At 74.7% G+C, this 26,218-nt stretch carries 20 protein-coding genes and 2 pseudogenes; 18 read left to right on the top strand and 4 right to left on the bottom strand.

The features are described 5' to 3' along the window. Positions 1 to 81 precede the first annotated feature (81 nt). The 8 genes and pseudogenes from ABZ920_RS14035 to ABZ920_RS14000 all read left to right on the top strand — a co-directional run. Positions 82 to 330: pseudogene (locus ABZ920_RS14035) on the top strand (BON domain-containing protein); the annotation flags it as partial. 510 nt (positions 331 to 840) lie between these two features. Next, a complete protein-coding gene (locus ABZ920_RS14030) occupies positions 841 to 2,016 on the top strand; it encodes a 4Fe-4S dicluster domain-containing protein (RefSeq protein WP_361503224.1) in 1,176 nt (391 codons plus the stop codon). A 61-nt stretch (positions 2,017 to 2,077) separates the two neighbouring features. Further along, positions 2,078 to 2,896 (top strand): FAD/NAD(P)-binding protein, encoded by an 819-nt coding sequence (locus ABZ920_RS14025; RefSeq protein ID WP_361503222.1) that lies wholly within the window; start codon positions 2,078 to 2,080, stop codon positions 2,894 to 2,896. A 1-nt stretch (position 2,897) separates the two neighbouring features. After that, complete coding sequence (locus ABZ920_RS14020; protein WP_361503220.1) at positions 2,898 to 3,776, top strand: oxidoreductase; 879 nt, start codon at positions 2,898 to 2,900, stop codon at positions 3,774 to 3,776. Further along, positions 3,773 to 5,119: a nickel-dependent hydrogenase large subunit gene (locus ABZ920_RS14015; protein ID WP_361503217.1), complete on the top strand. Its 1,347-nt coding sequence runs from the start codon at positions 3,773 to 3,775 to the stop codon at positions 5,117 to 5,119. Before ABZ920_RS14020 ends, ABZ920_RS14015 begins: the two co-directional genes overlap by 4 nt. Beyond that, entirely contained in the window at positions 5,116 to 5,589 is a 474-nt protein-coding gene (locus tag ABZ920_RS14010; RefSeq protein ID WP_361503214.1) for a hydrogenase maturation protease, read from the top strand. The genes ABZ920_RS14015 and ABZ920_RS14010 overlap by 4 nt, the downstream gene beginning before the upstream one ends. 302 nt (positions 5,590 to 5,891) lie before the next feature. Further along, the gene (panD, locus tag ABZ920_RS14005; RefSeq protein ID WP_361503212.1) at positions 5,892 to 6,317 is read left to right on the top strand and encodes an aspartate 1-decarboxylase; all 426 of its coding nucleotides are present in this window, start codon (positions 5,892 to 5,894) and stop codon (positions 6,315 to 6,317) included. 24 nt (positions 6,318 to 6,341) lie between these two features. Beyond that, on the top strand, positions 6,342 to 6,686 hold the full coding sequence (locus tag ABZ920_RS14000; RefSeq protein ID WP_361503209.1) for a GNAT family N-acetyltransferase: 345 nt from the start codon (positions 6,342 to 6,344) through the stop codon (positions 6,684 to 6,686). A gap of 944 nt (positions 6,687 to 7,630) precedes the next feature. On the opposite strand, the gene gndA is transcribed toward ABZ920_RS14000, so the two are convergent. After that, positions 7,631 to 9,070 (bottom strand): NADP-dependent phosphogluconate dehydrogenase, encoded by a 1,440-nt coding sequence (gene gndA / locus ABZ920_RS13995; RefSeq protein WP_361503206.1) that lies wholly within the window; start codon positions 9,068 to 9,070, stop codon positions 7,631 to 7,633. 300 nt (positions 9,071 to 9,370) lie between these two features. Here gndA and ABZ920_RS13990 point away from each other — a divergent pair, with 300 nt between their 5' ends. After that, entirely contained in the window at positions 9,371 to 10,651 is a 1,281-nt protein-coding gene (locus ABZ920_RS13990; protein ID WP_361503203.1) for a transglycosylase family protein, read from the top strand. Here ABZ920_RS13990 and ABZ920_RS13985 read toward each other — a convergent pair. Further along, on the bottom strand, positions 10,641 to 12,068 hold the full coding sequence (locus tag ABZ920_RS13985; protein WP_361503200.1) for a DMT family transporter: 1,428 nt from the start codon (positions 12,066 to 12,068) through the stop codon (positions 10,641 to 10,643). The two genes, ABZ920_RS13990 and ABZ920_RS13985, sit on opposite strands and share 11 nt — an antisense overlap. A 394-nt stretch (positions 12,069 to 12,462) precedes the next feature. On the opposite strand from ABZ920_RS13985, the gene ABZ920_RS13980 reads away from it, so the two are divergent. The 7 genes and pseudogenes from ABZ920_RS13980 (at position 12,463) to ABZ920_RS13950 (ending at position 22,930) form a co-directional block, all read left to right on the top strand. Next, positions 12,463 to 13,233, top strand: a complete 771-nt coding sequence (locus ABZ920_RS13980) for a (2Fe-2S)-binding protein (protein WP_361503197.1) — start codon at positions 12,463 to 12,465, stop codon at positions 13,231 to 13,233. Positions 13,234 to 13,275: 42 nt separating this feature from the next. Further along, positions 13,276 to 14,448 (top strand): glycogen synthase, encoded by a 1,173-nt coding sequence (gene glgA, locus ABZ920_RS13975; protein ID WP_361503194.1) that lies wholly within the window; start codon positions 13,276 to 13,278, stop codon positions 14,446 to 14,448. 52 nt (positions 14,449 to 14,500) lie between these two features. Next, a complete protein-coding gene (glgC, locus tag ABZ920_RS13970; protein WP_361503192.1) occupies positions 14,501 to 15,721 on the top strand; it encodes a glucose-1-phosphate adenylyltransferase in 1,221 nt (406 codons plus the stop codon). Positions 15,722 to 16,505: 784 nt separating this feature from the next. Then, a complete protein-coding gene (locus ABZ920_RS13965) occupies positions 16,506 to 19,118 on the top strand; it encodes a PA14 domain-containing protein (protein WP_361503189.1) in 2,613 nt (870 codons plus the stop codon). 253 nt (positions 19,119 to 19,371) lie between these two features. Further along, positions 19,372 to 19,597 (top strand): annotated as a pseudogene (locus ABZ920_RS13960) (hypothetical protein); the annotation flags it as partial. A gap of 251 nt (positions 19,598 to 19,848) precedes the next feature. Beyond that, positions 19,849 to 21,222, top strand: a complete 1,374-nt coding sequence (locus ABZ920_RS13955; RefSeq protein ID WP_361503186.1) for a wax ester/triacylglycerol synthase family O-acyltransferase — start codon at positions 19,849 to 19,851, stop codon at positions 21,220 to 21,222. 205 nt (positions 21,223 to 21,427) lie between these two features. After that, positions 21,428 to 22,930, top strand: a complete 1,503-nt coding sequence (locus ABZ920_RS13950; RefSeq protein ID WP_361503183.1) for an SDR family NAD(P)-dependent oxidoreductase — start codon at positions 21,428 to 21,430, stop codon at positions 22,928 to 22,930. Positions 22,931 to 23,085: 155 nt separating this feature from the next. Here ABZ920_RS13950 and ABZ920_RS13945 read toward each other — a convergent pair whose 3' ends face one another. Then, on the bottom strand, positions 23,086 to 23,544 hold the full coding sequence (locus ABZ920_RS13945; RefSeq protein WP_361503180.1) for a hypothetical protein: 459 nt from the start codon (positions 23,542 to 23,544) through the stop codon (positions 23,086 to 23,088). A 477-nt stretch (positions 23,545 to 24,021) separates the two neighbouring features. Here ABZ920_RS13945 and ABZ920_RS13940 point away from each other — a divergent pair, with 477 nt between their 5' ends. Further along, on the top strand, positions 24,022 to 24,195 hold the full coding sequence (locus tag ABZ920_RS13940; protein WP_361503177.1) for a hypothetical protein: 174 nt from the start codon (positions 24,022 to 24,024) through the stop codon (positions 24,193 to 24,195). 52 nt (positions 24,196 to 24,247) lie between these two features. Beyond that, positions 24,248 to 24,730 carry a GNAT family N-acetyltransferase gene (locus ABZ920_RS13935; protein WP_361503174.1) on the top strand — a complete coding sequence of 161 codons (483 nt, stop codon included), beginning with the start codon at positions 24,248 to 24,250 and terminating at the stop codon, positions 24,728 to 24,730. A gap of 105 nt (positions 24,731 to 24,835) precedes the next feature. On the opposite strand, the gene ABZ920_RS13930 is transcribed toward ABZ920_RS13935, so the two are convergent. Continuing rightward, positions 24,836 to 26,179 carry an amidase family protein gene (locus ABZ920_RS13930; RefSeq protein ID WP_361503172.1) on the bottom strand — a complete coding sequence of 448 codons (1,344 nt, stop codon included), beginning with the start codon at positions 26,177 to 26,179 and terminating at the stop codon, positions 24,836 to 24,838. Positions 26,180 to 26,218: the final 39 nt, after the last annotated feature.

Below are 26,218 nucleotides of genomic sequence, written 5' to 3'. Positions count from 1 at the left end.
GTCCGCCCGGACCTCACAGCCGGCCGAGCGACACCGCCCTGGACCCGTCGCCCGGCCGGGATGCCGCACACGGCCTCGCTCCTGCGCCGTGACGAGGCCATCCGCGAGGAGATCACCGGGGACGTGCTGCGGCACACGATGGGCCTCGAACCGCCGGACGTGACGGTCGAGGTGCGCGAGGGGCGGGTCACCCTCGGCGGCACCGTGGAGTACGGCAGCCTGGTCCCCGTCATCGAGCGGCTGTGCCGCGGCGTCGACGGCGTGGTCTCGGTCAGCGCACACATCGCGTACCGAAGGGACGACGCTCGCCGTTCCCCCACCGATGTGTGACGGCAACCGCTCGTGACGGCCGCCGCGGGCGCGGAGGGACCCGGGGGCCGAGGCGGCGCCGGGGACCACGCTCCTGACGGACCCAGCAGCAGCCGGTCGGCCGCCGTGAGGCGGCGCGCTCCCGCGGCACCGTCCGTGGCCCTGTGGTCGGCGGCCAGGGTATGCCGTCCACGGCCCAGGAAGGCATGCCGTACCCGGTGGCACGCAGCGCGAGGCCGGTGCGGGCCCGGTGGTCCACGGTCACCCCCTGACCCCCGGCACCGGTGGTGGGTCCCCGCCGCTGGGCCGCGTGGCCCCGCGGCTCGCGGCCGCCGAGCGCACGGGTCGCCGTGGCGCCGCCCCGGCGCCTGCCCGGAGCCACGGCGGCCGGCTCGGGCCGGGGGACCAATGGGCCCCCGCCCTGCCCGTACGGCTCTACCAGCCCGCCGTCGCACCGGAGACGCTGCGGACGTGGGCCCGGAAGGACGGCAGGGCACCCACGTGCCGTCCGTCTGCTGGAGGAGGCCGGTCATGAGTGCCGACGCCGAGGTGACCCCGAGCCCGGCCGCGTCGGACGGGCTCGTCATGGGCAAGGACGGGATGGCCGCGCTCGTGGACGTGCTGGTGCGGCGCGGGTTCACCGTGGTCGGGCCGACGGTACGGGACGGCGCGATCGTGCTGGCGGAGCTTCAGTCGGCCGAGGAGCTGCCGTACGGCTGGGGCGTGGAGCTGGAGGCCGGACGGTACCGGCTGCGGGAGCGGACGGACGGCGCGGCCTTCGCGAACGCGGCGGGCCCGCAGTCGTGGAAGCCGTTCCTGCACCCGCCGCGCGTGCGGGAGTGGAGCGCCGACCGGGTGGAAGGGCAGTTGGTCTTCACGGGCGACCGCACCGCGCCCGGTCGGTACGCCTTCCTGGGCGTGCGCCCCTGCGACCTGCGGGCCATCGCCGTCCAGGACCGGGTGCTGACCGGCGGGGCCCACCGCGACCCCGTCTACGAGGGGCGGCGCTCCGGGGCGCTGCTGATCGTGGTCGAGTGCACGGAACCCGGCGCCACGTGCTTCTGCGTGTCGATGGGCACCGGACCCGCCGCCGGCTCCGGCTGCGACCTGGTGATGACCGAAGTGGTCGATGAGGACGGGCACCGGTTCTGGGTCCGCGAGGGCAGCCGGGAAGGAGCGGAGATCCTGGCCGAACTTCCCGCTCGCCCGGCCCGCCCGGAAACCCGGGAGGCCGCCCGCGCGGCCGTCACCGCCGCCGCGGGCCGGATGGGACGGACCATGCCCGAGGCCGACCTGCGGGAGCTGATGGCCGGAACCCTCGACGCGCCCCGCTGGGACGACGTCGCCGGACGGTGCCTGACCTGCGGTAACTGCACCATGGTGTGCCCCACCTGCTTCTGCACCACCACCGAGGACGTCACCGATCTCACCGGCGACCACGCGGAGCGGTGGCGGCTGTGGGACTCGTGCTTCGACCTGGACTTCTCCCACCTGCACGGCGGCCCGGTCCGCGCCTCCGCGCGCAGCCGCTACCGGCAGTGGATGACCCACAAGCTCGGCACCTGGTACGACCAGTTCGGCTCGTCCGGCTGCGTGGGCTGCGGACGCTGCATCGTGTGGTGCCCGGTCGGCATCGACATCACCGAGGAAGCCGCCGCCCTGCACGACTGGACGCAGTCCGCAGCGGGGGAGGGAACGGCGTCGTGACAGGGCTTCCCGCGCTGCCGGCCGCTCCCGCGGCCACACGGCTGCCGGAGAGCGGGCGGCCATGACCACCGTGCCGCCCCCGCTGCCGTACCGCGTGGCGGACACCCGGGCCGAGACCGCCGACACGCGGTCGATCGAACTGGTACCGGCCGGACGGGAACTCCCGCCGTTCGCACCGGGCCAGTTCGCGATGATCTACGCGTTCGGGGTCGGCGAGGCGCCCATCTCGGCCAGCGCCCTGCGCGGCCGCCACGGGGGCCTCGTGCACACGGTGCGCGCGGTGGGTGCGGTCTCGACCGCGCTGTACCGGCTGCGGCCGGGCGACGCCGTCGGGCTCGGCGGCCCGTACGGCACCGGCTGGAACCTCGACGCGGCAGCCGGCCACGACGTGCTGGTGATCGCGGGCGGCATCGGCCTGGCTCCGTTGCGGCCGGTCGTGCACGCCGTCCTGGACCGGCCGGCCGCCTACGGCCGGCTCACGGTCCTGGTGGGCGCCCGCACCCCCGCCGACCTGCTGTACCGGGACGAGATCGAGAGCTGGCGCGGGCCCGCCCGCGTGGAGGTGACCGCCGACCGGCCCGGCCCCGGCTGGGAGGGCTCGGTGGGCGTGGTCACCACGCTCCTCAACCGCCTCGACCTGCGTCCCGAACGGACCTGCGCGCTGGTGTGCGGGCCCGAGGTCATGATGCGCCAGACCGCCCGTGACCTGCTGGTCCGCGGCCTGGCCCCGCACCGAGTCCAGGTGTCCCTGGAACGCAACATGCGCTGCGCCACCGGCCACTGCGGCCACTGCCAGCTCGGACCGCTCCTGCTGTGCCGCGACGGGCCGGTCGTCGGTTACGACCGTGTGGCGGACCTGCTGCTCGTGAGGGAGTTGTGACATGGTCACCGACCTCGGCCCGGTCATTCGCACCCGGCCGGCGCTCGCCGTGTGGAAGTTCGCCTCCTGCGACGGCTGCCAGCTGACCCTGCTGGACTGCGAGGACGAGCTCCTCGGCCTCACCGGGCGCGTACGGATCGACCACTTCATCGAGATGACCCCGGTCGAGGGCGCCGATGGAGAGCGTGCGCGGCTGGACGGCCGGGGGCCGTACGACCTCTCCCTGGTCGAAGGCTCGATCACCACCGCGGAGGACGCCGAGCGCATCCGTCACGTCCGACGCATCTCCCGGCGTCTGGTGACCATCGGAGCCTGCGCCACCGCGGGCGGCGTCCAGGCACTGCGCAACTTCGCCGACGTAGACGACTTCCTCGCCGCGGTCTACGCCGAGCCGGAGTACATCGCCACGCTGGAGACCTCGACGCCGGTCTCGGCCCACGTCCCGGTCGACTTCGAACTGCGCGGCTGCCCGATCGACCGCCGCCAGCTCCTGGAAGTCGTCACCGCCTATCTGGCCGGACGCAAACCCCAGATCTCGGACCACAGCGTCTGCTTCGAGTGCAAGCGACGCGGCACCACCTGTATCACCGTGGCCCACGGCACCCCCTGCCTGGGCCCGGTCACGCACGCCGGATGCGGCGCCCTGTGCCCCGCCTACGGACGCGGGTGCTACGGCTGCTTCGGACCTTCGAACGGGCCGAACCTGCGCTCCATGGTCGCGCAGCTGCGCCGCGACGGGATGAGCGAGCGGGACATCCGGCGTGTCTTCCACACCTTCAACGCCGCGTCGCCCGAGTATGCCCCCGTACCCGACCTCGCGGCCGAGGAGCGGCACAGCCCTCCGGCCGGCACGGAAACCCGCCCGGAAAGGCCCGCATGAGCCATCGCGGAACCCGCGTCCTGCGACTGGACGCGCTGGCCAGGGTGGAAGGCGAGGCCGCTCTCCACCTGCGCGTCGAGCGTGGCACGGTCGCCGAGACGCGGCTGCGCATCTACGAACCACCGCGATTCTTCGAGGCCTTCCTGACCGGCCGGGGCCACACCGAGCCTCCCGACATCACCGCCCGTATCTGCGGCATCTGCCCGGTCGCGTATCAGATGAGCGCCTGCCGGGCCGTCGAGGACGCCTGCGGGGTCACGGTGGACGGACCTCTCGCGGACCTGCGCCGCCTGCTGTACTGCGGCGAGTGGATCGAGAGCCACACCCTGCACATCTACCTGCTGCACGCCCCCGACTTCCTCGGGCGGGCGGACGTCGTGGAACTCGCCCGCGACCAGCGGGCCGCGGTCGAGCGGGGCCTGAGGCTCAAACAGGCCGGCAACGCGGTGCTCGAACAGCTCGGCGGCCGCCCCATCCACCCGGTCAACGTCCGGATCGGCGGCTTCTACCGGACACCGTCACCGCAGGACCTGCGTCCACTGGCGGAACGGCTGCGGCAGGCCCGCGAGGAGGCCCTGGAGACCGTCCACTGGGTGGCGGGGTTCGACTTCCCCGACGCCGTGTGCGACCACGACCTGTTCGCGCTGCGCGACCCCGGCCGCTACGCCATCGACTCCGGGACACCCGCGGTCACCACCGCTCACGGACAAAGCCCCGGGTTGCGCGAGTTCCCCCTGCGCCACTTCGAAGAGCACGTCCGCGAAGAACAGGTACCGCACTCCACCGCCCTGACCGCCACTCTCGACGGCCGCCGCTACCTGACCGGCCCACTGGCCCGCTACGCGATCAGCGGCCGGTGGCTTCACCCCGTGGCCGCCGAGGCGGCGCGGGACGCCGGGCTGGGCGACCCGGTGACCGGCGCCGTCTGCGACAACCCGTTCCGGAGCATCGTCGTACGCGCCGTGGAGGTGGTGCACGCCGTCGAGGAAGCCCTGCGGATCATCGACGGATACGAACGGCCTTCCCGGCCGGCCGTCGAGGTCCCGCCGCGCCGGGGGACCGGCAGCGGGGCCACCGAGGCGCCCCGGGGGCTGCTGTACCACCGCTACGCCCTCGCGGAGGACGGCACGCTCACCGCGGCCCGCATCGTGCCTCCCACGGCCCAGAACCAGACGGCCATCGAGGAGGACGTGCGCAGGGTGGTCCAGGCGCGTCTGGGCCGGACCGGGCCGGCCGCCGACGACGAGGAGCTCACCCACTTGTGCGAACGGGCCATCCGCAACCATGACCCCTGCATCTCCTGCGCCGCCCACTTCCTCGACGTCACCGTGGAACGTCCTTGAGCGGCCGGGTGGTCGTGATCGGCGTGGGCAACCCCCTGCGCGGCGACGACGGGGTCGGTCCGGCGGTGGTGGAGGCTCTGCGCAGCCGTGTGCCCGACGGCACCGTCCTGGCCGTCAGCGACGGTGAACCCGCACGCATGCTCGACCTGTGGCACGGCGCGGACACGGTGGTCGTGGTGGAGGCTCTCCGTGCCCGGCCGGCCCGGCCGGGTGAGCTGCACACTCTGACGGCTGCGGAGGCGGCCGACCGCTGCGCGGGCACCGCGAGTACGCACGCGCTCGGGCTGGGGGAGTGCCTCGCACTGGCGGAGGCCCTGGGCCGCCTGCCCCGCACGCTCGTGGTGCACGCCGTCGAAGTGGCCGGCACCGAGCTCGGCGCGGGCCTGAGCGAAGCGGTGCGCTCGGCGCTCCCCGAGCTGGTCGACCGTGCCGTCGCCTCCCTGCGGCAGGCACACGAGCACGACCGCTGACGGCGGCGCGCGCGGGCACGCGTGTCGTGGAGTCCCCGCTGTGGTGACCGTCACGCAGGTCTTCGGTGACTGTTGCGTACGCTGGCCCAAGTCGCTTGTGCGGGCGGCCCGGAGAAGGCGAGGGCGACCTCGGGTTGCCTCTTCCGGTGTCCGACGCCCCGTCAGGAAACACGGCGCCGGGCCGGCGCGGGTCCGGGGGAACTCGGGGACGGCTGCCCGGGCAAGCGGCTCGTTGTAGGGTGAGAAAACAGCCCTTGACCTGCGAAGACGCAGGCAGGGAGCCTACTTCTGGGAGTGCCCCGATGTTCCGTACCATGTTCAAGTCCAAGATCCACCGCGCCACCGTCACCCAGGCCGACCTGCACTACGTGGGATCCGTGACCATCGACGCGGACCTGCTCGACGCCGCCGATCTGCTGCCCGGCGAACTCGTCCACATCGTCGACATCACCAACGGCGCCCGGCTGGAGACGTACGTCATCGAGGGCGAGCGCGGTTCCGGTGTCGTCGGCATCAACGGGGCCGCCGCGCACCTCGTCCACCCCGGTGATCTGGTGATCATCATCAGTTACGCTCAGGTGACCGACGCCGAGGCGCGGGCGCTGGAGCCCCGGGTCGTGCACGTGGACCGCGACAACCGGATCGTGGCGCTGGGTGACGACCCGTCCGCACCGGTGCCGGGCTCGGACCAGGAACGCAGCCCGCAGGCGGTCACGGCCCAGCGGTAGCCCCACCGGACCAGGAGCGTGCCCATGAGCGACATCGAGATCGGCGATGACCGCGCCGCCGGACGGCTGGAAGCGGTCGGCGACGGCGAAGTGGTGGGCCACATCGAGTACTTCGTCCTCGACAGCGCCGGGCACGCCCTGGTCCCGGTCCACGCGATCGTGGAACCGGCCCACGAGGGGAAGGGCATCGCGGGCTCACTGGCGCGCGAGCTGTACGGCATCGCCCGGCGCGAGGGCGTCGCCGTGGCTCCGCTGTGCCCGTATGTGGCCAAGTGGGCCGAACGGCACCCCGACGAGGCCCCGGCGGCCGACCCGGGGCTGCTGCTCGCAGCGAAGGACTGGCTCAGGGCCCACCCGGAGCGCTTCTGAGCCGGTCCACCGCTTCCGCGCTCGCCCGCCCGGACCCTCTCGCGCCCCGTCCACGCCGTGGCCTTCGACGCCCTGCGTGACGAGGCGCGGCCAGGCGCGGAACCGGGGACGGAGTGACCCGTGGGGTGGGTGTTCTGCCACACGCCACGCCACGGGTCGGGAGTGCTTCCGCCCCACCGCGTGGGTCCGGCCGGGCCCTCGCGGTGGCGCCGCCGGGTGACCGCCGGTGACTGGGCGCGCCGACGTCGGGTAGGCGGGGGATGAGTCCAGAGCCGATCTCCACCGACTGGCGGGAGGACGCCATGACCAACCCGTACCCCGATCCCGTCCCGCCCTCGCCCACACCGGGGCCCGGGCCGGAACCGCTGCCGGGCCCGGACCCCGAGCCCCCGCAGCCGCACCCGGTCCCGACACCGGAACCGCCGCCGGGCCCGGAACCGACCCCACCGCCGCCGGGGCCGCACCCCGGCCCGCCTCCGGAACCCTCTCCGTCCCCCATTCCACCAGGACCGGAGCCGGTGCCGAACCCTGAGCCGGGACCGCCGCTGTCCTGAGCCGGCACCGGGACCGAGCCGTGCGGCAGCGCACGTGGGACGGGCCGGCCGTCCGCGCCTGGTTCACGGGTGGACGGGCAGGCCGTCCGCCCCTGGTTTACGGGTGGACGGGCAGGCCGGCGGCCCCCGGTTCACGGGTGGACGGGCAGGCCGGCGGCCCCCGGTTCACGGGCGGACGGGCACACCGGCCGCCCCCGGCTCACCGGCGGACCTTCAGGCCGCCCGCCCTCGGCTGCCGCCCCCGGGCACAGCGGCCCTCCGGCACACCTCACCTCATACAAGGAGACGGTGGGCGCCCTCATGGGGCGCCCACCGTCTTCGCGTACCGGCGTACCGGCGCGCAGAGGTCGATCGGCCTAAGGGCGGCGCGTCACCGCCCGCGGCCACGGCTCACGCCGGCACCTCGGACCGGTCGCCGCCCCACAGCGTGTGGAAGGAGCCGTCGCGGTCGACACGGCGGTAGGTGTGCGCGCCGAAGAAGTCACGCTGCCCCTGGGTGAGGGCGGCCGGCAGGCGCTCGGCGCGCAGGGCGTCGTAGTACGCGAGGGCCGCGGCGAAGCCGGGCGTCGGCACGCCCTGGCGGGTCGCGGCGACCAGCACCTCGCGCCAGTCGTCCTGCGCCGCGGCGATCTCCCGGGCGAACGTCTCGTCGGACAGCAGGCTCGGCAGGTCCGGCCGGGCGTCGTACGCGGCGCGGATGCGGTCCAGGAAGGCCGCGCGGATGATGCAGCCGCCCCGCCAGATCGCGGAGACGGCGCCGAGGTCGATGTCCCAGCCGTACTCCTCGCTGCCCGCGGCGATCTCGTGGAAGCCCTGTGTGTAGGAGACGATCTTCGAGGCGTACAGCGCCTGCTCGACCCGGTCGGCGAACGCGGAGGCCTCCGCCTCGCCGAGCGGTGCGGCCTTCGGGCCGGCCAGGTACCGTGAGGCCGCCCGCAGCGCGGCGTGCCCGGACAGGGAACGGGCGAAGACCGCCTCGGCGATCCCGGACACCGGCACGCCGAGGTCGAGCGCGATCTGCACCGTCCAGCGGCCGGTGCCCTTCTGCTCGGCCTGGTCCACCACCACGTCCACGAACGGCCTGCCCGTCTCCGCGTCCACGTGGGACAGCACCTCGGCCGTGATCTCGATCAGGTAGGAGTCCAGCCGGCCGGTGTTCCAGGTGCGGAAGATCTCGGCGATCTGCGCGGGGGAGTACCCGGCGACGTCGCGCAGCAACTGGTACGCCTCACCGATCAGCTGCATGTCGGCGTACTCGATGCCGTTGTGCACCATCTTCACGAAGTGCCCCGCGCCGTCCGGGCCGACGTGCGTGACGCACGGCGCACCGTCCGCCGCCTTCGCGGCGATCTTCTCCAGCATGGGGCCCAGCGACTCGTACGACTCCGCCGAGCCGCCCGGCATGATGCTCGGCCCGTGCAGCGCCCCCTCCTCGCCGCCCGAGATGCCCGTGCCGACGAAGTGGATGCCCTGCTCGCGCAGCTCGCGCTCCCGGCGCCGGGTGTCCGCGAAGTGCGCGTTGCCACCGTCGATGATCATGTCCCCGGCCTCGAGGAGCGGGGCGAACTCCTGGATCACCGCGTCGGTCGGGTCGCCGGCCTTGACCATGACGACCAGGCGGCGCGGCCGCTCCAGCGCCGCCACGAACTCCTTGGCGGTCTCGGCCGCGACGAAGTCGCCCTCGTGCCCGAACCCCTCCACCAGGGCGTGCGTCCGCGACGCCGTCCGGTTGTGCACGGCGACCGTGTAGCCGTTGCGCGCGAAGTTGCGGGCGAGGTTGCGGCCCATGACCGCGAGTCCCGTGACGCCGATCTGGGCTGTAGTGCTCATACCGCCTGCTCCCTTGAAGATCCGGTCCATCGCCTGCGTCCTGCCGGGGTGCCGGTCGTGCCCGCCAGGACCGCCTTCGACCATCCTGACGTGCCGCGACGGCGACCGCACTCCGCCACCCCGTGGACTCCAATACGCGCGGAAGGCGGTGCACAGCTCAGCGCGGGCGCCACCGATCCGGTCAAGGGAAGCCCCATACCGGCCACTTGGGGCGGCCAGGCGGCGAAAACCCGTCTTGTGGTGGCCTGTTCGACGCGTTTACTTTTGCCGCTCCTGACGCACGCCGAGGGGGCTTCAGACATGGCCGCACGCGGCCGGCACCGCCGGTACCAGCCCAACAGGATCAACCGCGCCTCGCTCACCGTGACGGCGAGCGGCGCGGGCATGGCACTCCCGCTCATCGGCGCCGGCGCAGCCCAGGCGGCCGACGCGGCCACCTGGAACAAGGTGGCGGCCTGCGAGTCGAGCGGCAACTGGGGCATCAACACCGGCAACGGCTACTACGGCGGGCTCCAGTTCACCCGGTCCACCTGGGAGGCGTACGGCGGCACCAGGTACGCCCCGCGCGCCGACCTGGCCACCAGGGACCAGCAGATCGCCGTGGCCGAGAGGGTGCTCGACGGGCAAGGCCCCGGCGCCTGGCCGGTGTGCTCGGCACGCGCCGGGCTCACCCCCGGCGTGGACACCGGCACCCACCCGGACGGCGGGACGGCCCGCAGCGCGAGAAGCGCGACGGACGCCCGGCACGCCGACCACGCCGATCGCACCAGGGCCCCGCGGACGTCCGTCCGGGACGTGCAGCCGCAGAACACGCCCCAGTCCCGGGCCGGGACCGCGCAGATGTACACGGTGGTCCGCGGCGACACCCTCTCCGGCATCGCCGATGAGCGGGACGTCGACGGCGGCTGGCGGCGGCTGTACGAGACGAATCGCCGGGTGATCGGCGGGGACCCGGACCTGATCGTGCCGGGGCAGCGGCTCGCCCTGCACGAGACCTCGGCCGTGCCGGGTGCGCCGCGCGCGGCGCACCAGGAGAGCAAGGCGCCCTCCGCGCACCCGCCCAAGACGGAGCGGCGGGCCGCCCCGCCGAAGAAGAGCGGGAAGCACACCGCGCCGAAGACGGAGAGACACACCACCCCGTCGAAGACGAGCCGGTCCCACTCCCACTCCGCCTCGCACGCGCGCGTCGCCCCTGTGAGCGGCCCGCTCGGCACGTCGTACCACGCGTCGGGGTCGCACTGGTCGAAGGGCTACCACACCGGCGTGGACTTCGCCGTGGCCACCGGCACCTCGGTGCGGGCGATCGCCGGCGGCCACGTGGTCGCCGCCGGCTGGGGCGGCGCCTACGGCTACCAGGTCGTCATACGGCACACCGACGGCCGCTACAGCCAGTACGGGCACCTGTCCGCGATCGCCGTGCGCGACGGCCAGACGGTGACCGGCGGGCAGCGCATCGGCCGCTCGGGCGCCACCGGGAACGTCACCGGCCCGCACCTGCACTTCGAGGTGCGCACGGGGCCCGGATTCGGTACGGACATCGACCCGGTCGCCTACCTCCGGGCCGGGGGCGTCACGATGTGACCCGGGCGCGGACCCGGGCGCGGGCGCAGTGCCCTTCGCCGGGGACGGGCACCGGGACGTACGGACCGCCGTGGAAGGGGCCGAGCGTAAGGGCCCCCGCCACCGGCTGGGGCTCCCGCGGCGGTGCCGGCAGGAAGACCGCCGGGATGGGGGTCCCGGGCCGCTCGCCGGAGGGGGCGGGAAGGACGGCCGACGGCTTCCGCGCGGGCACCGGCTCGGCGGGCCGCGCCGGATGCGCCGCCGCCACGGGCCCCCTCACGTGCGCGGACTCCAGCACGTCCGCGATCTCGGCCATGGACAGCGGGTCCAGCACGCCCGCGATCTCCGCCACGGATGCTGGCTGCAGCACGTCGGCGGGTTCCGCCCCGAAGGGTGGATCCGGCACGTCGGCGGGCTCCGCCACGGATACTGGCTCCAGCCCGGCCGCGGGCTGTGCCACGAATGCTGGACCCAGCCCGGCCGCGGGCTCCGCCACGCATGGTTGAGCCGGGCCGGCCGCGGGCTCCGCCACGCACGGGTGATCCAGCACGCCCGTGGGCTCGACCGGGACCGGGGGCTCAACCGCGTCGGCAGCCGCGTCCGCCTCCGTCCGGCTGAGGCGTTCGGTGGTGAGCAGGATCAGCCCGCCCGCCGCCACCGCACCGCAGCCGAGGGCCAGCACGGTGCCCGTGGTGCCGTGGCGGAAGGTCTCCCCGAACATCGTGATGCCGACCGCGGCGGCCGCCACCGGGTTGACCACGGTCAGCGTGGCCAGGGGCGCCGCGAGGCCGCCGCCGCGGTAGGCGGCCTGCGACAGCAGCATGCCCGCCGTGGCGAGCACGCCTATCACCGCCAGGGAGGGCAGCTCGGCCACCGTCAGGCCGCCGGTGACGTCGACCGCGACGGTCTTGGTGAACACCGAGGACATGCCGAACGCGATGCCTGCCGCGGTGGCGAGGAGCATGCTGCGCACCGCCGGATGCCGGTGGGCGGCGCGGCCCGCGACCGTCAGGGCCACCACCGCACCGGCGGTGACCGCCGCCACGGACACGCGCTGGGCCCCGGTCAGCGACTGGGCGCCGGAGGCGCCCACCACGGACAGCAGGCCCGCGAGCCCCACCGTCGCCATGACCGCGCCCCGCCACGCCGTCGCCCCCGCCCGGCGGCCGACGAACAAGGCCGCCATGGGCAGCGCACAGACGATGGTCAGGGCGCCCAGGGGCTGCACCAGACTCAGGGGACCGCAGGCCAGGGCCACCACGTGCAGCAGACCGCCGAGGCCGTTCAGCGCGACCGCCGCCCACCAGCCGGGACGGCGCAGCGGCGCGTACCGTTCGCCGGGGGAGGACACCGCCACCTGCTCCTGCACGATCGCTCCGCCGGCGTAGGCGACGGCGGAGACGAGCGACAGCAGCACGGACAACGCGAGGGCGCTCATGCGCGGCTCCTCTGCGTGGGGCGGGGGCGGTGACCCCTGCGCGACGAACGCTCGGCTTCCATGGGCAACACCCTGCCGTGCCGGGCTCTTCCCGTCGTCGTCCCTGAGCACCCAATGGGTCATACTGCCGATGGAGTACGGCCCCGGTGGCGTCCTCCCTCAGATGGGGGACAGGGGCCGCCGACCCTGGGGAACACCGGTGTCCCGCGGCGGGCACAGGACGCACGACGTCCTCCGCAGCACTCCCGCGGCGGCCGGGCGCACGCCTCGCCGGCCGGCACCGCAAGGCCCTCCGCGGCGCCCCGGGGCGACCGGCACCGCAAGGTCCTCCGCGGCGCCCCCGGGCGACCGGCGCCGCGTGCCCCGCGGACGGGTTCTGGTACTACTGCCCGTCGTGGACCTCGACCCTGATCTCGCGGCGCTGGCGCCCCTCGGCGGTTTCTTCGTCCTGCGCACCGGCCGCGCCCCCGGTCCGCTGCCCACGCTCGCCCGCGCCTACGGCCCCCCGCCGGACCGTGCCGGCGCCCGGACCGGGGAGGACCCGGACGTCCACGACGACCCCCTGACCTTTCGCGTGCGCAAGGTGGCCGGAGCCCTCCGCGCCGCCGAACCGCGCGTCGCCGCCTCCGTGGCGCACCAGGGGCTGGCGGCGCGGCTGTGGTCGGCCGCGCTGGGCTGCGCCGCGCTGTACGGCCGGGTCCCCGACCTCGACGCCGGCCTGCTCGGCTGGGACCCCGACGGCAGCGCCCCGGACGACCTGTGGCTCGCCGAGGTGCGCCCGCTGCCCGCCGACGCCGGGACGCTCGCACGGGTCGTCCTCGACGGTCACCTCGAGCCGCTGACGGCGGCCGTCCGCGCCCGCCACCGGATCGCGCCCGCCCTGCTGTGGGGCAACGCGGCCTCCGCGCTGGCGGCCGCCGCACGCCTGCTGGAGCGGTGGGCGCGCGGCAGCGGCGACGCGCGGGCGGGCGCACACGCCCGCGACCTGTCCGCCCGGCTCCTCGCCGACCCCCGCCTCGCCTCGGCCGGCACACTCACCCGGGGTGGGTTCCGGCGCCGCAGCTGCTGCCTCTACTACCGGGTCCCCGGGGGCGGGGTCTGCGGTGACTGCTGTTTCCCACGGGCCCCGCGCTCTTCCCCGCACGCCGCATCTGGGCGATCATGAGGACCGTGAAGTGACCCGGCCGGTCGGACAGGGGGCGTTGCGGTGCGAGTGGGACTGCTGACCCGTGAGTACCCGCCGGACGTGTACGGCGGGGCGGGTGTCCACGTCGAGTTCCTGGCGCGCGAGCTCAGAGCGCTCGTCGACCTGGAGGTGCACTGCTGGGGCGAGCCGACGGCGGCGGAGCGGGCGGCCGGCGTGGTGCGCCACCGCCCCTGGCCCGCCCTGGACAGCGCCAACGACGCGCTGCGCACCTTCTCCGTGGACCTGTCCGTCACCGCCGCGCTCCAGGGCCGCGAGCTGCTCCACTCCCACACCTGGTACGCCAACCTCGCCGGCCACCTCGGCAAGCTGCTGTACGGCGTCCCGCACGTGATGACCGCCCACTCCCTGGAGCCGCTGCGCCCCTGGAAGGCCGAGCAGCTCGGCGGCGGCTACGCCCTGTCCAGCTGGGCCGAGCGCACCGCGATCGAGGCCGCCGACGCCGTGATCGCCGTCTCCGGCGCGATGCGCGAGGACATCCTCGGCTGTTACCCCGCCCTGGACCCGGACCGCGTGCACGTCGTCCACAACGGCATCGACACCTCCCTGTACCGCCCCGACCACGGCACCGACGCCCTCACCCGCGCCGGCGTGGACCCCGACCGTCCCTACGTGCTCTTCGTCGGCCGCATCACCCGCCAGAAGGGCGTGCCGCACCTGCTGCGCGCGGTGCGCGGCATCGACCCCTCGGCGCAGGTCGTGCTGTGCGCCGGCGCCCCCGACACGCCGGAGATCGACCGGGAGTTCCGCGAGCTGTACGACGAGCTGAGCCGGGTGCGCGAGGGCGTCCACTGGATCCCGCAGATGCTGCCCCGCCCGGACGTGATCCAGCTGCTCACCCACGCCGCCGTCTTCGTGTGCCCCTCGGTGTACGAGCCGCTCGGCATCGTCAACCTCGAGGCGATGGCCTGCGGCACCCCCGTGGTCGCCTCCCGGGTCGGCGGCATCCCGGAGGTGGTCGAGGACGGCCGTACCGGGGTGCTCGTGCCGCTGGACGGCGGTGACGAGGCGTTCGAGAGGGGACTGGCCCAGGCGCTCGACCGGGTGCTCGGGGACCCGGAGGCCGCCCGCCGGATGGGCGAGGCCGGGCGGCGGCGCGCGGTCGAGGAGTTCGGCTGGGACGCGGTGGCCCGGCGCACGGCACGGCTGTACGAGGAGATCGTCGGAAAGGCTTAGTCCTCCCGGCCCAGGGGCACTAGTTGGTTCAAACAGGGTGAGGGGAGCGGCCATGCGTCGTGGTGGACCTTCGGTCCTCGGGATCGTCCTCGCGGGCGGAGAGGGCAAGCGTCTGATGCCCCTGACCGCGGACCGCGCCAAACCGGCGGTCACCTTCGGCGGCACCTACCGGCTCGTCGACTTCGTGCTGTCCAACCTCGTCAACGGCGACATCCTGCGCATCTGCGTGCTGACCCAGTACAAGTCGCACTCCCTGGACCGGCACATCACCACCACCTGGCGCATGTCCAGCCTGCTGGGCAACTACGTCACGCCGGTGCCGGCGCAGCAGCGGCTCGGACCCCGCTGGTACCTCGGCAGCGCCGACGCGATTCTGCAGTCGCTCAACCTGATCTACGACGAACAGCCCGAGTACGTGGCCGTGTTCGGCGCCGACCACGTGTACCGCATGGACCCGCGGCAGATGCTCCAGCAGCACATCGAGGGCGGCGCGGGCGTCACGGTCGCCGGTATCCGGGTGCCGCGCGCCGAGTCGTCGTCCTTCGGGGTGATCACCCCGGCGTCCGACGGGCAGACGGTCGAGCGGTTCCTGGAGAAGCCGGCCGACCCGCCGGGGCTCGCCGACGACCCGGAGTGCGTCTTCGCCTCCATGGGCAACTACATCTTCACCACCAAGGCGCTCGTCGAGGCGCTGCACCGGGACGCCGAGGACCCGCACTCCGTCCACGACATGGGCGGCTCGATCCTGCCCCAGCTCACCGACCGCGGCGAGGCGCAGCTGTACGACTTCAGCGCCAACCACGTGCCCGGCGAGACCTCGCGGGACCAGGGCTACTGGCGCGACGTCGGCACGCTCGACGCCTACTACGACGCCCACATGGACCTGGTCGCCGAGCGGCCCGCCTTCAACCTGTACAACCGTGACTGGCCCATCTACACCCACTCCGCGCAGCTCTCGCCGGCCCGCTTCAACGCCGGTGGCATCGCCGGCGAGTCGATCATCAGCGCCGGCTGCCTGATCCGGGGCCAGGTGACGCGGTCCGTGCTCTCGCCGGGCGTGGTCGTCGACCCCGGAGCGGTGGTGCAGGGCTCGGTGCTGCACGACAACGTGCACATCGGCCGGGGCGCGATCGTCCGCGGGGCCGTCCTGGACAAGAACGTCGAGGTTCCGCCCGGTGCGACGATCGGGGTCAACCCGGAGCGCGACGCGGAGCTGTACACCGTCTCCAAGGGCGGGGTGATCGCGCTGGGGAAGGGACAGCGGGTGCCGTAGCCCGGCCCCCCGCCGATCTGCCCTCCGCACCTCTCCGCCGCCGTGCCCGCCCGGCCGCCGGTGAAGGCGACCGCGCCGGGTCCGCCGGCCAGGTCCTCGCCGGCGTCGCCGGCCCCGGCTCCGGGTGCACGCCGCGCTGTTCGGCAGCGGCGTGTGCCCGGCGTACCCGAATCCGGGGCGCGAGGAGCCGCTGACCGGGACGCCGGAGCAGCTCGACCCGCCACCGCTGCTCGCCGAGCAGGGCCCGCGCGTCCCCGGTGCCGCCATGTTCAGGCCAGGCCGCGCACCCGCAGGCGGGCACGGCCCGGCCGGCCCCGGCCGTCCCGTCCCGGCCCCTCCGGTCCGGTTCCCCGCGCCGTGGCGCTCGGCCCACCGACGGCGGGCCGAGTGAGGCCCGGGCGGTACGGCGAAGGGGCGGATCCGCGGGGCCCAGCGGCCGCGCGGCGGAGGCGGCGGCGTCCCGCCGTCCCGTCACCGTCCCGCCGACTGGCGCACGTCCTCGCTCGCGGCCATGACGTCGCCGCGGGCCACATGGCGCGGAAGCGATGCCGGGCGGGGCGCGCCGTCCGCGGTCGCGCGGCCCGGTCGCGGTGAGGAAGGCGCCCGAGAACGCGCCCGTTCCGGCGCCGGCTGCCCGATCACCGGCTGTCCTGTCATGGCTCTGGACGGTGAGCGGAATCCGTGTTGTCATGCCCACTGCTGCCCATGACAACGTTGCCGGGACCCGGTCCCGGCTGCCAGGGCACGAGCAAGAGCCGCCCGTTCCTTCCGTCCAGGAGGATGTGTGCGCACTCAGCGCCTCAGAAACCGACTCGTGCTGCTGCTCGCCGGGGCCCTCGGCCTCGCCGGACTCACCGCGTCGCCGCCCGCCTCGGCGGCCGCCGGCGATCCGGCCGAGGTCCACGGCCTGAAGGGCGAGTACTACACCCAGTCCGCCCCCGGCGCCTTCGACTTCCACACCCGCAAGGCCACCGCTGTCGACCCGGACCTCGACTTCGACAACCTGGAGCCGCGTCTTTCGTTCACCACCGGGCAGTCGGACGACGTGAGCGTCCGCTGGACCGGGCGGCTCGTCCCGGAGGAGACCGGCCCCCACACCTTCTCGATCACCGGCGACAACGGCTTCCGCCTGCTGGTCGACGGCCGCACCGTCATCGACCACTGGGTCGACGACTGGGACCGCGAGCAGACGTCCGCGCCCGTCGAGCTGACCGCCGGCCGGGCCTACGACATCAAGGTCGAGTACTTCGAGCACTACGGCGGTTCCCACCTGCACGTCCGCTGGACCCCGCCCGGCGGGAGCACGGAGCCCGTCCCCCAGTCGGCCTTCCGGCTGCCCGAGGGCTTCGGCTACGACGGCGCGACCACGACAGCCGTCCTCGGCGACGGCCGCACCCTGAGGCTCGGCTTCGCGCAGCGGCTCGCGCCGCCGCCCGCCGGCCTCGACGGCCACCTCCAGGCGGTGATCGGCGGCGCCGCCTGGCCGCTGGGCGCGGCCCGTCTCGACCCGGCCGACCCGCACGCCCTGCTCGTCGCCCTGAAGGAACCCGTCGTCGGCAACAGGACCGGCACCGCCCGCGGCACGGCGGACGTCCGCTACGACGGGAAGGGCGGCCTGAGCGCGGCCGACGGAAAGGCCGTCGGCGACTTCGTCAGCAGCGGGCCCAACCGGTCCACCCACGAACTGCGCACCCGCTGGGCCGGAGAGGTCGGCCCGGACAACGCCCTGCCCGAGTACCCGCGCCCGCAGCTCACCCGCACCGCCTGGCGCAACCTCGACGGACGCTGGGAGTTCGCCGCCGCCCGGGCGGGCGAGCGGCCGCCCGTGGGCCGGACGCTGCCCGAGCGCATCCTCGTGCCCTATCCGGTGGAGTCGCAGCTCTCCGGCATCGAACGCCACGAGGACCGCATGTGGTACCGCCGCACCTTCACCGTCCCCGCCGGCTGGCACATCGGCGCGGGCAAGCGGCTGCGGCTCAACTTCGGCGCCGTCGACTGGCAGGCTGTGGTGTACGTCAACGGCGTCGAGGTCGCCCGGCACCAGGGCGGCTACGACAAGTTCAGCGCCGACGTCACCGACGCGCTGAAGCCCGGCCGCACCCAGGAACTCATCGTCGGCGTGTACGACCCGACCGACGCGGCCGGCGGCGAGAACCCGCCGCTGGGCAAGCAGCGCCTGGATCCGAGCGGCATCTGGTACACGCCCAGCTCCGGTATCTGGCAGACCGTCTGGATGGAGCCCGTCGCACCCGATCACGTCGACTCGCTCAAGCTCGTGCCGGACGTGGCGCACGGCCGGCTCACCGTGGAGGCCCGGGGCGTCCGGGACGGCGTACCCGTCACGGCGACGGCGTACGACGGCCGGCGCCCGGTCGCCACCGCGCGCGGACGCACCGGCGGCCCGCTCACCCTGGTGCTCGACGACCCGCACCCGTGGTCGCCCGACGACCCGTTCCTGTACGGCCTGAAGGTGCGCGTCGGAGCCGACGAGGTGGGCAGCTACTTCGGCATGCGCTCCATCGCCGTCGAACAGGTGAACGGCGTGCCGCGCACCGTGCTGAACGGCGAGCCGGTCTTCATGATGGCCACCCTCGACCAGGGCTTCTGGCCCGACGGCCTCTACACGGCGCCGACGGACGAGGCCCTGGCCTACGACCTGCGGGTCCACAAGCAACTCGGCTTCAACGCCGTGCGCAAGCACATCAAGGTCGAGCCGGACCGCTGGTTCTACTGGGCCGACCGGCTCGGTCTGATGGTGTGGCAGGACATGCCGGCGACGACCGCCGGGGTGAACCCGTCCGCCGCCGCCCGCGCCGAGTACGAGCGGGAGATGAAGGAGATGATCGACGAGCACGTCAGCAGCCCGTCGGTCGTCATGTGGGTGACCTTCAACGAGGGCTGGGGCCAGTACGACGTGGGCCGTGTCGCCGAGCAGGCGGCGGCCTGGGACCCGACCCGCCTCGTCAACAACCAGTCCGGCCTGAACCTCGGGGCCGACGGCGGCGCCGGCGACATCATGGACGAGCACGGCTATCCCAGTCCGGCCCTGCCGCCCCACCCGGACGGGCGGCGCGCCCTGGTCAGCGGCGAGTACGGCGGCCTCGGCCTCGCGGTGCCCGGCCACGCCTGGCCGGTGCAGCAGTCGTACGTCGACGTCGACCCGGCGACGTACACCGACGACTACCTGGCGAAGCTGGACGAGGTGCGGGCGCTGGTGTGCCGGGGCAGCAACGGCGCGGTCTACACCCAGATCAGCGACGTCGAGGGCGAGCTCAACGGCCTGCTGACCTACGACCGCACGGTGCTCAAGCCGGACGCGGCCCGGCTGAGCGAGGCTCACCGGGCGCTGATCCGCGACGCGTCGCGGGCAACACCCGCGGGCTGCCCGGCTGACTGACCCTCAGGCCTGATCACGCAGAACCGACGTCAGGCTCCGGAGGTCCCCTGCGTGAGAGGGAACCGGCGCCCGCGCCTGTGCGTGGCGGGGGCGGTGGCAGCGTCCGCGCTGACCACCGCCCCCGTCAACCGCACGGGCCGCCGAACCGCGTGACGGCCGGCCGGCGTCGGCTGCCGTCTCGGGGGCGACCTGCCGGCGCTGCCCACCACGGGCGAGGTCACGGGGACGGACTGCACGAGGAGTGCGTCGGCCTGTGGACCGCCGCCCCTTCCCGCGCGGCGGCCTGACCGTCACCGCCCCGGGCACCTCGGACGGCGCCCGCTCCATCCGGACGGCCCGCACCGACGGGGTGACGCTCGACCGGACGTATCCGACCACCGGCCGCGCGGCGCTCCCCGGACACGCTCGCCCACACCGTCGGCCCGCGCCCGTCGGCGTGGGGGACGTCCGCGCAGGCCGCGCCCCCGGCACTCCGATGAGACCCGCCTGCCCGGCCGTCCCGCCGACGCCGCCGCGGTGATGCCGGACGCGCGTCCGGCATGGCGCGCCACGGCGGCGAGGAGCCCCCTCCGCCGGGGAAAATGGCACCATCTGCCCCATCCGCCCTGTTCTTTCCCGCGGGGCGGGACGTAGTCTGCTGTTAACCGAGCGTATCGTCTCCGTGCTTGACCGTAATCGGACAAGAGCGGTTGACTGCTGGCTCACCCACCGTCGACGCGAGGCAAGGACATTGACTTCCGACCTGCTGGCTCCCCTCGACCTGGCGTTCTGGAACATCGAGTCCGCCGACCACCCGATGCACCTCGGCGCGCTCGGGGTGTTCTCGGCCCACTCGCCGACCGCCGGCGCCCACGCGGCCGATCTGCTCGCCGCCCGCGCGGCCGCCGTCCCCGGCCTGCGCATGCGCATCCGCGACGTCTGGCGACCGCTCGACCTGCGGCAGCCGCTGACGCGCGGGCTCAGGCAGCCGCTGTCCTTCGGCGGCGCGGCGCGCGAGCCCGACCCGGGCTTCGACCCCCTGCACCACGTCCGGCTGCACGCCCCGACCGGCGACTTCCAGGCCGTGGCCGGCCGGCTCATGCAGCGGCCGCTGCAGCGCAACCGGCCGCCGTGGGAGGCGCACGTGCTGCCCGGCGAGGACGGGGTGTCCTTCGCCGTGCTCTTCAAGTTCCACCACGCCCTGGCCGACGGCCTGCGCGCGCTGACCCTCGCCGCGGCGATCCTCGACCCGATGGACTGGCCCACGCCGCGCCCCCGCCCCGCCGAGCCCCCGCGCGGCCTGCTGTCCGACGTGCGCAGGCTGCCCGGACTGCTGCCCGGGCTGCTGCGCGGCGCGCTGTCCGACGTGGCCCGCGCCCTCGACATCGGCGCCTCCGTCGCCCGCTCCACCTTCGGCACGCGCTCCACGCCCGCCCTGACCGCGGAGCCGACCGGCACCCGCCGCACCGCCGGGGTGGTCGTCGACATCGACGACGTGCACCTGGTGCGCAAGGCCGTCGGCGGCACCGTCAACGACGTGCTGATCGCGGTCGTCGCGGGGGCCCTGCGCCGCTGGCTCGACGAGCGCGGCGACGGCAGCGAGGGCGTCGCGCCCCGCGCCCTCATCCCCGTCTCCCGGCGCCGCCCGCGCACCGCCCACCCGCAGGGCAACCGCCTGTCCGGCTACCTGATGGAGCTGCCCGTCGGCGACCCCGACCCGCTGCGCCGCCTCGACGCCGTCCGCACGGCCATGGACCGCAACAAGGACGCCGGCCCCGACCGGGGCGCGGGCGCCGTCGCGCTGCTCGCCGACCACGTGCCCGCGCTCGGCCACCGGCTCGGCGGACCGCTGGTCGGCCAGGCGGCCCGGCTCTGGTTCGACATCCTGGTCACCAGCGTGCCGCTGCCCGGCCTCGGCCTGCGGCTCGGCGGCCACCCGCTCACGGCCGTCTACCCCTTCGCGCCGCTCGCCCCCGGCCAGTCCCTGGCCGTCGCCGTCTCGACGTACCGCGGGGCCGTCCACTACGGCCTGGTCGCCGACGCCAAGGCCGTGCCGGACCTCCACCGGCTCGCCGGCGCCGTGGCCGAGGAGGTGGAGACCCTGATCACCGTCTGCGGCCCCTGAACGCCGGCTCCCCGTGCCGCTCGGCGGCGTCGCGGCCGGTGACCGGCGCGGCCGCGCCCGGCCTCCCGGGTGGGCCGCGCCCGCCCGGCCGGCCCCGGGTCACCGCGATCGGGTTTGGCGGTGCGGGCCGGCGCTCCGTACAATCCCCGGTTCGAAAGCGGGCGCGAGTCGGAGCGCTGCGCGGGTGATCAGGAACGGCAGCGCGATGACGGTGACAGAGGACGGCCCGGCGACCACGGCGGACGTGGTGACGCCCGCGCCGGGCGACGAGACGGCGTACGGGCCGGGCATCGATCCCGAACGCCTCGCCGTGTGCCTCAGCGTGCTGGAGGAGCTCGACCGGCTCGACGTCGACCACCCCGACGCGGTCAAGGTGCGCCGGGCCACCTCGCACATCTACCGGACGGTCAAGCAGCGCCGCCGCCAGGAGCGCCGGGCCGCCAAGACCGCGCACGACCGGACGGTCACGGAGGCCACGGCCACCGGCTCCGCCCAGCGCATCGACGACGAGACGGAGGGCATCCTGCCCTCGTCGACGACGCGCGAGGGCCGGATCGCGGGCATACTCCAGCGCCCGCGCTCCTGCTACATCTGCAAGCAGCGCTACGTCGAGGTCGACTACTTCTACCACCAGCTGTGCCCGGCCTGCGCCGACGAGAACCGCGCCCGGCGCGACGCCCGCGCCGACCTGACGGGCAAGCGCGCCCTGCTCACCGGCGGCCGCGCCAAGATCGGCATGTACATCGCGCTGCGGCTGCTGCGCGACGGTGCGCACACCACGGTGACCACCCGCTTCCCCAACGACGCGATCCGCCGCTTCAAGGCCCAGCCGGACAGCGACGAGTGGATCCACCGGCTGAAGATCGTCGGCATCGACCTGCGGGACCCGGCCCAGGTGGTCGCGCTCGCCGACTCGGTGGCCGCCGAGGGCCCGCTGGACATCCTGATCAACAACGCCGCCCAGACCGTACGGCGTTCCCCGCAGGCCTACAGCGAACTGGTCGCCGCCGAGTCGGCCCCGCTGCCCGCCGGTGAGCTGCCGGCCGCCGAGGTGATCGGCACCTTCGGCTCCGGCGCCGTGGCGGCGCTGCCGGTCGCGGGAGGCGGCGCGCTGACCGCGCAGGACGTCACCGACCTCGCGCTGGTCTCCGGCTCCGCGTCCCTGGAGCGCATCGCGGCCGGCACGGCGATCGACGCGGGCGGCCTGGTCCCGGACCTGCACGACACCAACAGCTGGATCCAGACGGTGGAGGAGGTCACGCCCGTCGAACTGCTGGAGGTCCAGCTGTGCAACTCGACGGCGCCGTTCATCCTCATCAGCCGGCTGCGCCCGGCCATGGCGGCCTCGCCGGCCCGCCGCACGTACATCGTCAACGTCTCCGCCATGGAGGGCGTCTTCGACCGCGGCTACAAGGGCGCCGGGCACCCGCACACCAACATGGCCAAGGCCGCGCTGAACATGCTCACGCGCACCAGCGCGCAGGAGATGTTCGACAAGGACCGCATCCTCATGACGGCCGTCGACACCGGCTGGATCACGGACGAGCGCCCGCACCCGGACAAGGTCCGCCTCGCCGAGGCCGGCTTCCACGCCCCGCTCGACCTGATCGACGGCGCGGCCCGCGTCTACGACCCGATCGTGCGAGGCGAGGCGGGCGAGGACCTGTACGGCGTCTTCCTGAAGGACTACGCGCCGGGCAAGTGGTGAGTCCGGGCGGCGGGCCGGCCCGCCGCGGGACGCGGACAGGGCCCGGCCGGCTGCGTGGCCCCGTCCCCCGGGCGCGGCGGACGTCGGGCGGCGGGCCGCCCCGCCGCCGGACGCGGGCAGGGCCCGGCCGGCCGCACGGCCCCCGCGGCGGAGGGTCAGTCGACCGCGCCCAGCCGGGCGCTGCCGGCCGCCACCAGCTCCAGGACCGTCCGCCAGTCCTCCAGGACCCCCGCGTCGAGCCCGGCCGTCCGGGCCTCCTCGCTCGCCTGGCGCAGGCTCTGCACGTCGTCGTCCGCCGGGCCGTCGTTCCCGTTCGCCGGGTACGCGCGCACGAGCCGGGCCACGCGGTCGCCGAGCAGGGCGCGCACCGCGGCGGCGGCCCGGTCCGCGCCCCGCTCGATCCCCGCGCCCGGCCGCAGCAGCCGTCCGAGACCGTGCACCAGTCCCGCGACCTGGAGCTCCTTGTCGGCGGGGCGGCGCCGGCGCAGCAGCGCCGCGGTCCGCAGGGCGTGGTCGTGCAGGTCGGCGCCCCGGTCCCCGCGGTCCGGCGTCAGGGCGGCGCCCCGGCAGGCGTACAGCAGGTCCATCAGCTCCTCGACGCCGCGCAGCTCCATGCGTCAGTCCTCCCGCGGGACAGGCGTTGTGGTGGGTCAGCAGAACATGGCGAGCTTGCGGCGCGGCCAACGGCACGCTAACGGCCCGCCCTTCGCGGTGTTCCGCGCGACAACCGCCCTCACATAGCCCGGACGAGTGAATCCCGGACAACTTGTCACGGGACGGAACGGCCCGGAACAGCCCGTAAGGGGTCCAATGAACACGGTTGACTTCGGATAGTTACCCATTGTTTGCAGCCCCATCGAGCGCCGGGGTGCTCATTTGGTTAATCTGGAGTAGACGGGCAGCACCAAAAGGGTTCCATCCACACCCGTGGCCCGTCCCGGGGCAAGCCGGTACACAGCGGCCTGCTCGGACCCGAGTTGCCGGCGCCACCGCGTCCGACCTGCCTTGACCAAGACCCGAGCGGGCGTCATGGGCCGGACAGTGAACTGGCCCTCCCGCCCCGAGGGTGACCGACACATAAGGAGTGCGCGGTGACACCGGAAAAGACCAATCGCGAACAGCGCCCCAAGGACCGCGCGGAGCGGGCGGGCCGCCGGCCCGGAGAGCTCGGCAGCCTGGACGTGTGGGCCCGGTCCGCCCCCATCCGCCTGGCCGGATACGAGGACGACCTGGCCGAACCGCACATCCTGCCCAGCGTGGACTGACGGGCGGGACGCCGCGATCGCCGGTCGCATGGGTCGTGCGACACTCACGCCCATGCTGATCAGGCAAGCCACGGCCGGCGACTGGCCCCGGATCTGGCCCTTCTGGCACCGCATCGTCGCCGCCGCCGAGACCTACACCTGGGACCCGGCCACCTCCGAGGAGGACGCGCGCGCCCTCTGGATGAGCCCCGCCAAGGAGGTCTACGTCGCCGAGGACGACAGCGGAGCGGTCGTCGGCTCGGCGTACGTCGCGCCCAACTACGGCGGTCCCGCGTCCCGCATCGCCAACGCCGGCTTCATGGTCGACCCCGACCACGCCGGCCGCGGCACGGGCCGCGCCCTCGCCGAGCACGTCCTGGCCGCGGCCAGGGCCGCCGGCTACCGCGGCATGGTCTTCAACGCCGTCGTCGAGACCAACCCCGCCGTCGGCCTGTGGACCTCGCTCGGCTTCCGCATCCTCGGCACGGTACCCGCGGCCTACGAGCACCCCCGGCACGGCCTGGTCGGACTGCACGTCATGTACCGGAGCCTCTGAGGACGCCTTCCCAACAGGCCGAACCGGCCCGCTGATCCGGCTTTCCCCGGGACGTCAGGTGTGCCGGGGGCCGAACGACCCGGGCCAAGTCCCCGTATCCCGGCGTCACCCGTCCAGTGGTGCCGTGCGCTGCCACGGGTGGAGGCGCTCGAGCTGTTCCGCCAGGTGCAGCAGGGTCGCCTCCGAGCCGGGGCGGCCCACGAGTTGGACGGCGCACGGCGCCCCCGAGGGCAGCGTGCCGAAGGGGACGGCCATCCCGGGCCAGCCGGTCAGGTTCCACGGCGGTGTCATCGGGGAGTAGGCCGTGTTCGCCAGGAGGTTGCGCAGCCAGCCCCGCTCGTGCCAGGGCCCGGCCTGCGGGGCGCGGCGGGCCAGCGCCGGGGTCAGCAGCACCTCGTGCTCCGCGAAGAACGGCTCCAGGCGCCGCCGCAGCCGCTCCCGCGCCGTGCCGGTGCGGACCCCGCTCAGGAACCGGCGGCCGACGGCGGCGTGGACCCGTGTGCGCCGGGTCAGCCGCCGCGGGTCCAGGGGAGCGGCGTCCACCGCCGTGCCCGCCGTCCAGTGCCGCACGGCCGTGACGCCGAGGTCCGCCGGGAAGGGCGGGTCGGCGCGGCGCACCCGGTGGCCCGCCCGGGCCAGCGACCGGGCCGCCTCCCGGGCGGCGTCGGCGTAGGGCCGGCCGACCGTGACCCCGGCCAGGGGGCTGCGCACGGACACGGCGATCGACCGAACGGCAGGCTCCTCGCCTGCCGGCTCGGTGTCCGCGAGGACCGAGAGCATCAGCCGGACGTCCGCGACCGTCGTGGCCAGCGGGCCGTTCTCGGACATGCCGAACCAGTCGCCCTCGCCGATGCCCGCCGGTACGACGCCGTGGCCCGGCTTGATGGTCACCAGGCCGCAGTTGGCGGCCGGGATGCGCAGCGATCCCATGCCGTCGTTGCCGAGGGCGAGCGGCACCATCCCGGCGGCGACGGCCGCGGCGCTGCCGCCCGACGAGCCGCCCGCCGTGCGCCTGGTGTCCCACGGGTTGCGGGCGGTGCCGTGCACGCCCTCGGTGGTGCCGAAGACGCACAGCTCGGGCACGTTGGTCAGCCCGACGACCACCGCGCCCGCCGCCCGCAGCCGCGCCACGGTGACGTGGTCGTCCGCGGCGGGCGTGTCCGGGGTCGCGACCGAACCGACCCGCGAGGACTCGCCGCGGACCGCCAGGTTGTCCTTGACGGCCACCGGTACCCCCGCAAGGGGCAGTCCGTCCAGGTCCGGCCGGGCCGCCACCTCGTCGGCCTCGGCGAGGGCCGCCTCCGGGCGGACGGTCCGGAAGGCGCCGATCCGGCCGTCGAGCCGCGCGATCCGGTCGAGGTGCTCGGCCACCACCTCGCGTGGTGCGGCCCGCTTCTCGCGTACGGCGGCGGCGATCTCGGCGGCACTCCGGCCGACCCAGCTGGTCACGGGCGCTCCTCGGAAGGGGACGGGCAGGTCAGTAGGCCG

The organism is Streptomyces sp. NPDC046831 (assembly GCF_040645305.1).
Taxonomy (GTDB): domain Bacteria; phylum Actinomycetota; class Actinomycetes; order Streptomycetales; family Streptomycetaceae; genus Streptomyces.
This window is presented reverse-complemented; position numbering and strand designations above follow the sequence as displayed.

Coding starts and splice junctions, on each gene's coding strand:
- ABZ920_RS14030 (WP_361503224.1), top strand. CDS start 841: ATGAGTGCCGACGCCGAGGTGACCCCGAGCCCGGCCGCGTCGGACGGG.
- ABZ920_RS14025 (WP_361503222.1), top strand. CDS start 2,078: ATGACCACCGTGCCGCCCCCGCTGCCGTACCGCGTGGCGGACACCCGG.
- ABZ920_RS14020 (WP_361503220.1), top strand. CDS start 2,898: ATGGTCACCGACCTCGGCCCGGTCATTCGCACCCGGCCGGCGCTCGCC.
- ABZ920_RS14015 (WP_361503217.1), top strand. CDS start 3,773: ATGAGCCATCGCGGAACCCGCGTCCTGCGACTGGACGCGCTGGCCAGG.
- panD (WP_361503212.1), top strand. CDS start 5,892: ATGTTCCGTACCATGTTCAAGTCCAAGATCCACCGCGCCACCGTCACC.
- ABZ920_RS14000 (WP_361503209.1), top strand. CDS start 6,342: ATGAGCGACATCGAGATCGGCGATGACCGCGCCGCCGGACGGCTGGAA.
- gndA (WP_361503206.1), bottom strand. CDS start 9,070: ATGAGCACTACAGCCCAGATCGGCGTCACGGGACTCGCGGTCATGGGC.
- ABZ920_RS13990 (WP_361503203.1), top strand. CDS start 9,371: ATGGCCGCACGCGGCCGGCACCGCCGGTACCAGCCCAACAGGATCAAC.
- ABZ920_RS13985 (WP_361503200.1), bottom strand. CDS start 12,068: ATGAGCGCCCTCGCGTTGTCCGTGCTGCTGTCGCTCGTCTCCGCCGTC.
- glgC (WP_361503192.1), top strand. CDS start 14,501: ATGCGTCGTGGTGGACCTTCGGTCCTCGGGATCGTCCTCGCGGGCGGA.
- ABZ920_RS13950 (WP_361503183.1), top strand. CDS start 21,428: ATGACGGTGACAGAGGACGGCCCGGCGACCACGGCGGACGTGGTGACG.
- ABZ920_RS13945 (WP_361503180.1), bottom strand. CDS start 23,544: ATGGAGCTGCGCGGCGTCGAGGAGCTGATGGACCTGCTGTACGCCTGC.
- ABZ920_RS13935 (WP_361503174.1), top strand. CDS start 24,248: ATGCTGATCAGGCAAGCCACGGCCGGCGACTGGCCCCGGATCTGGCCC.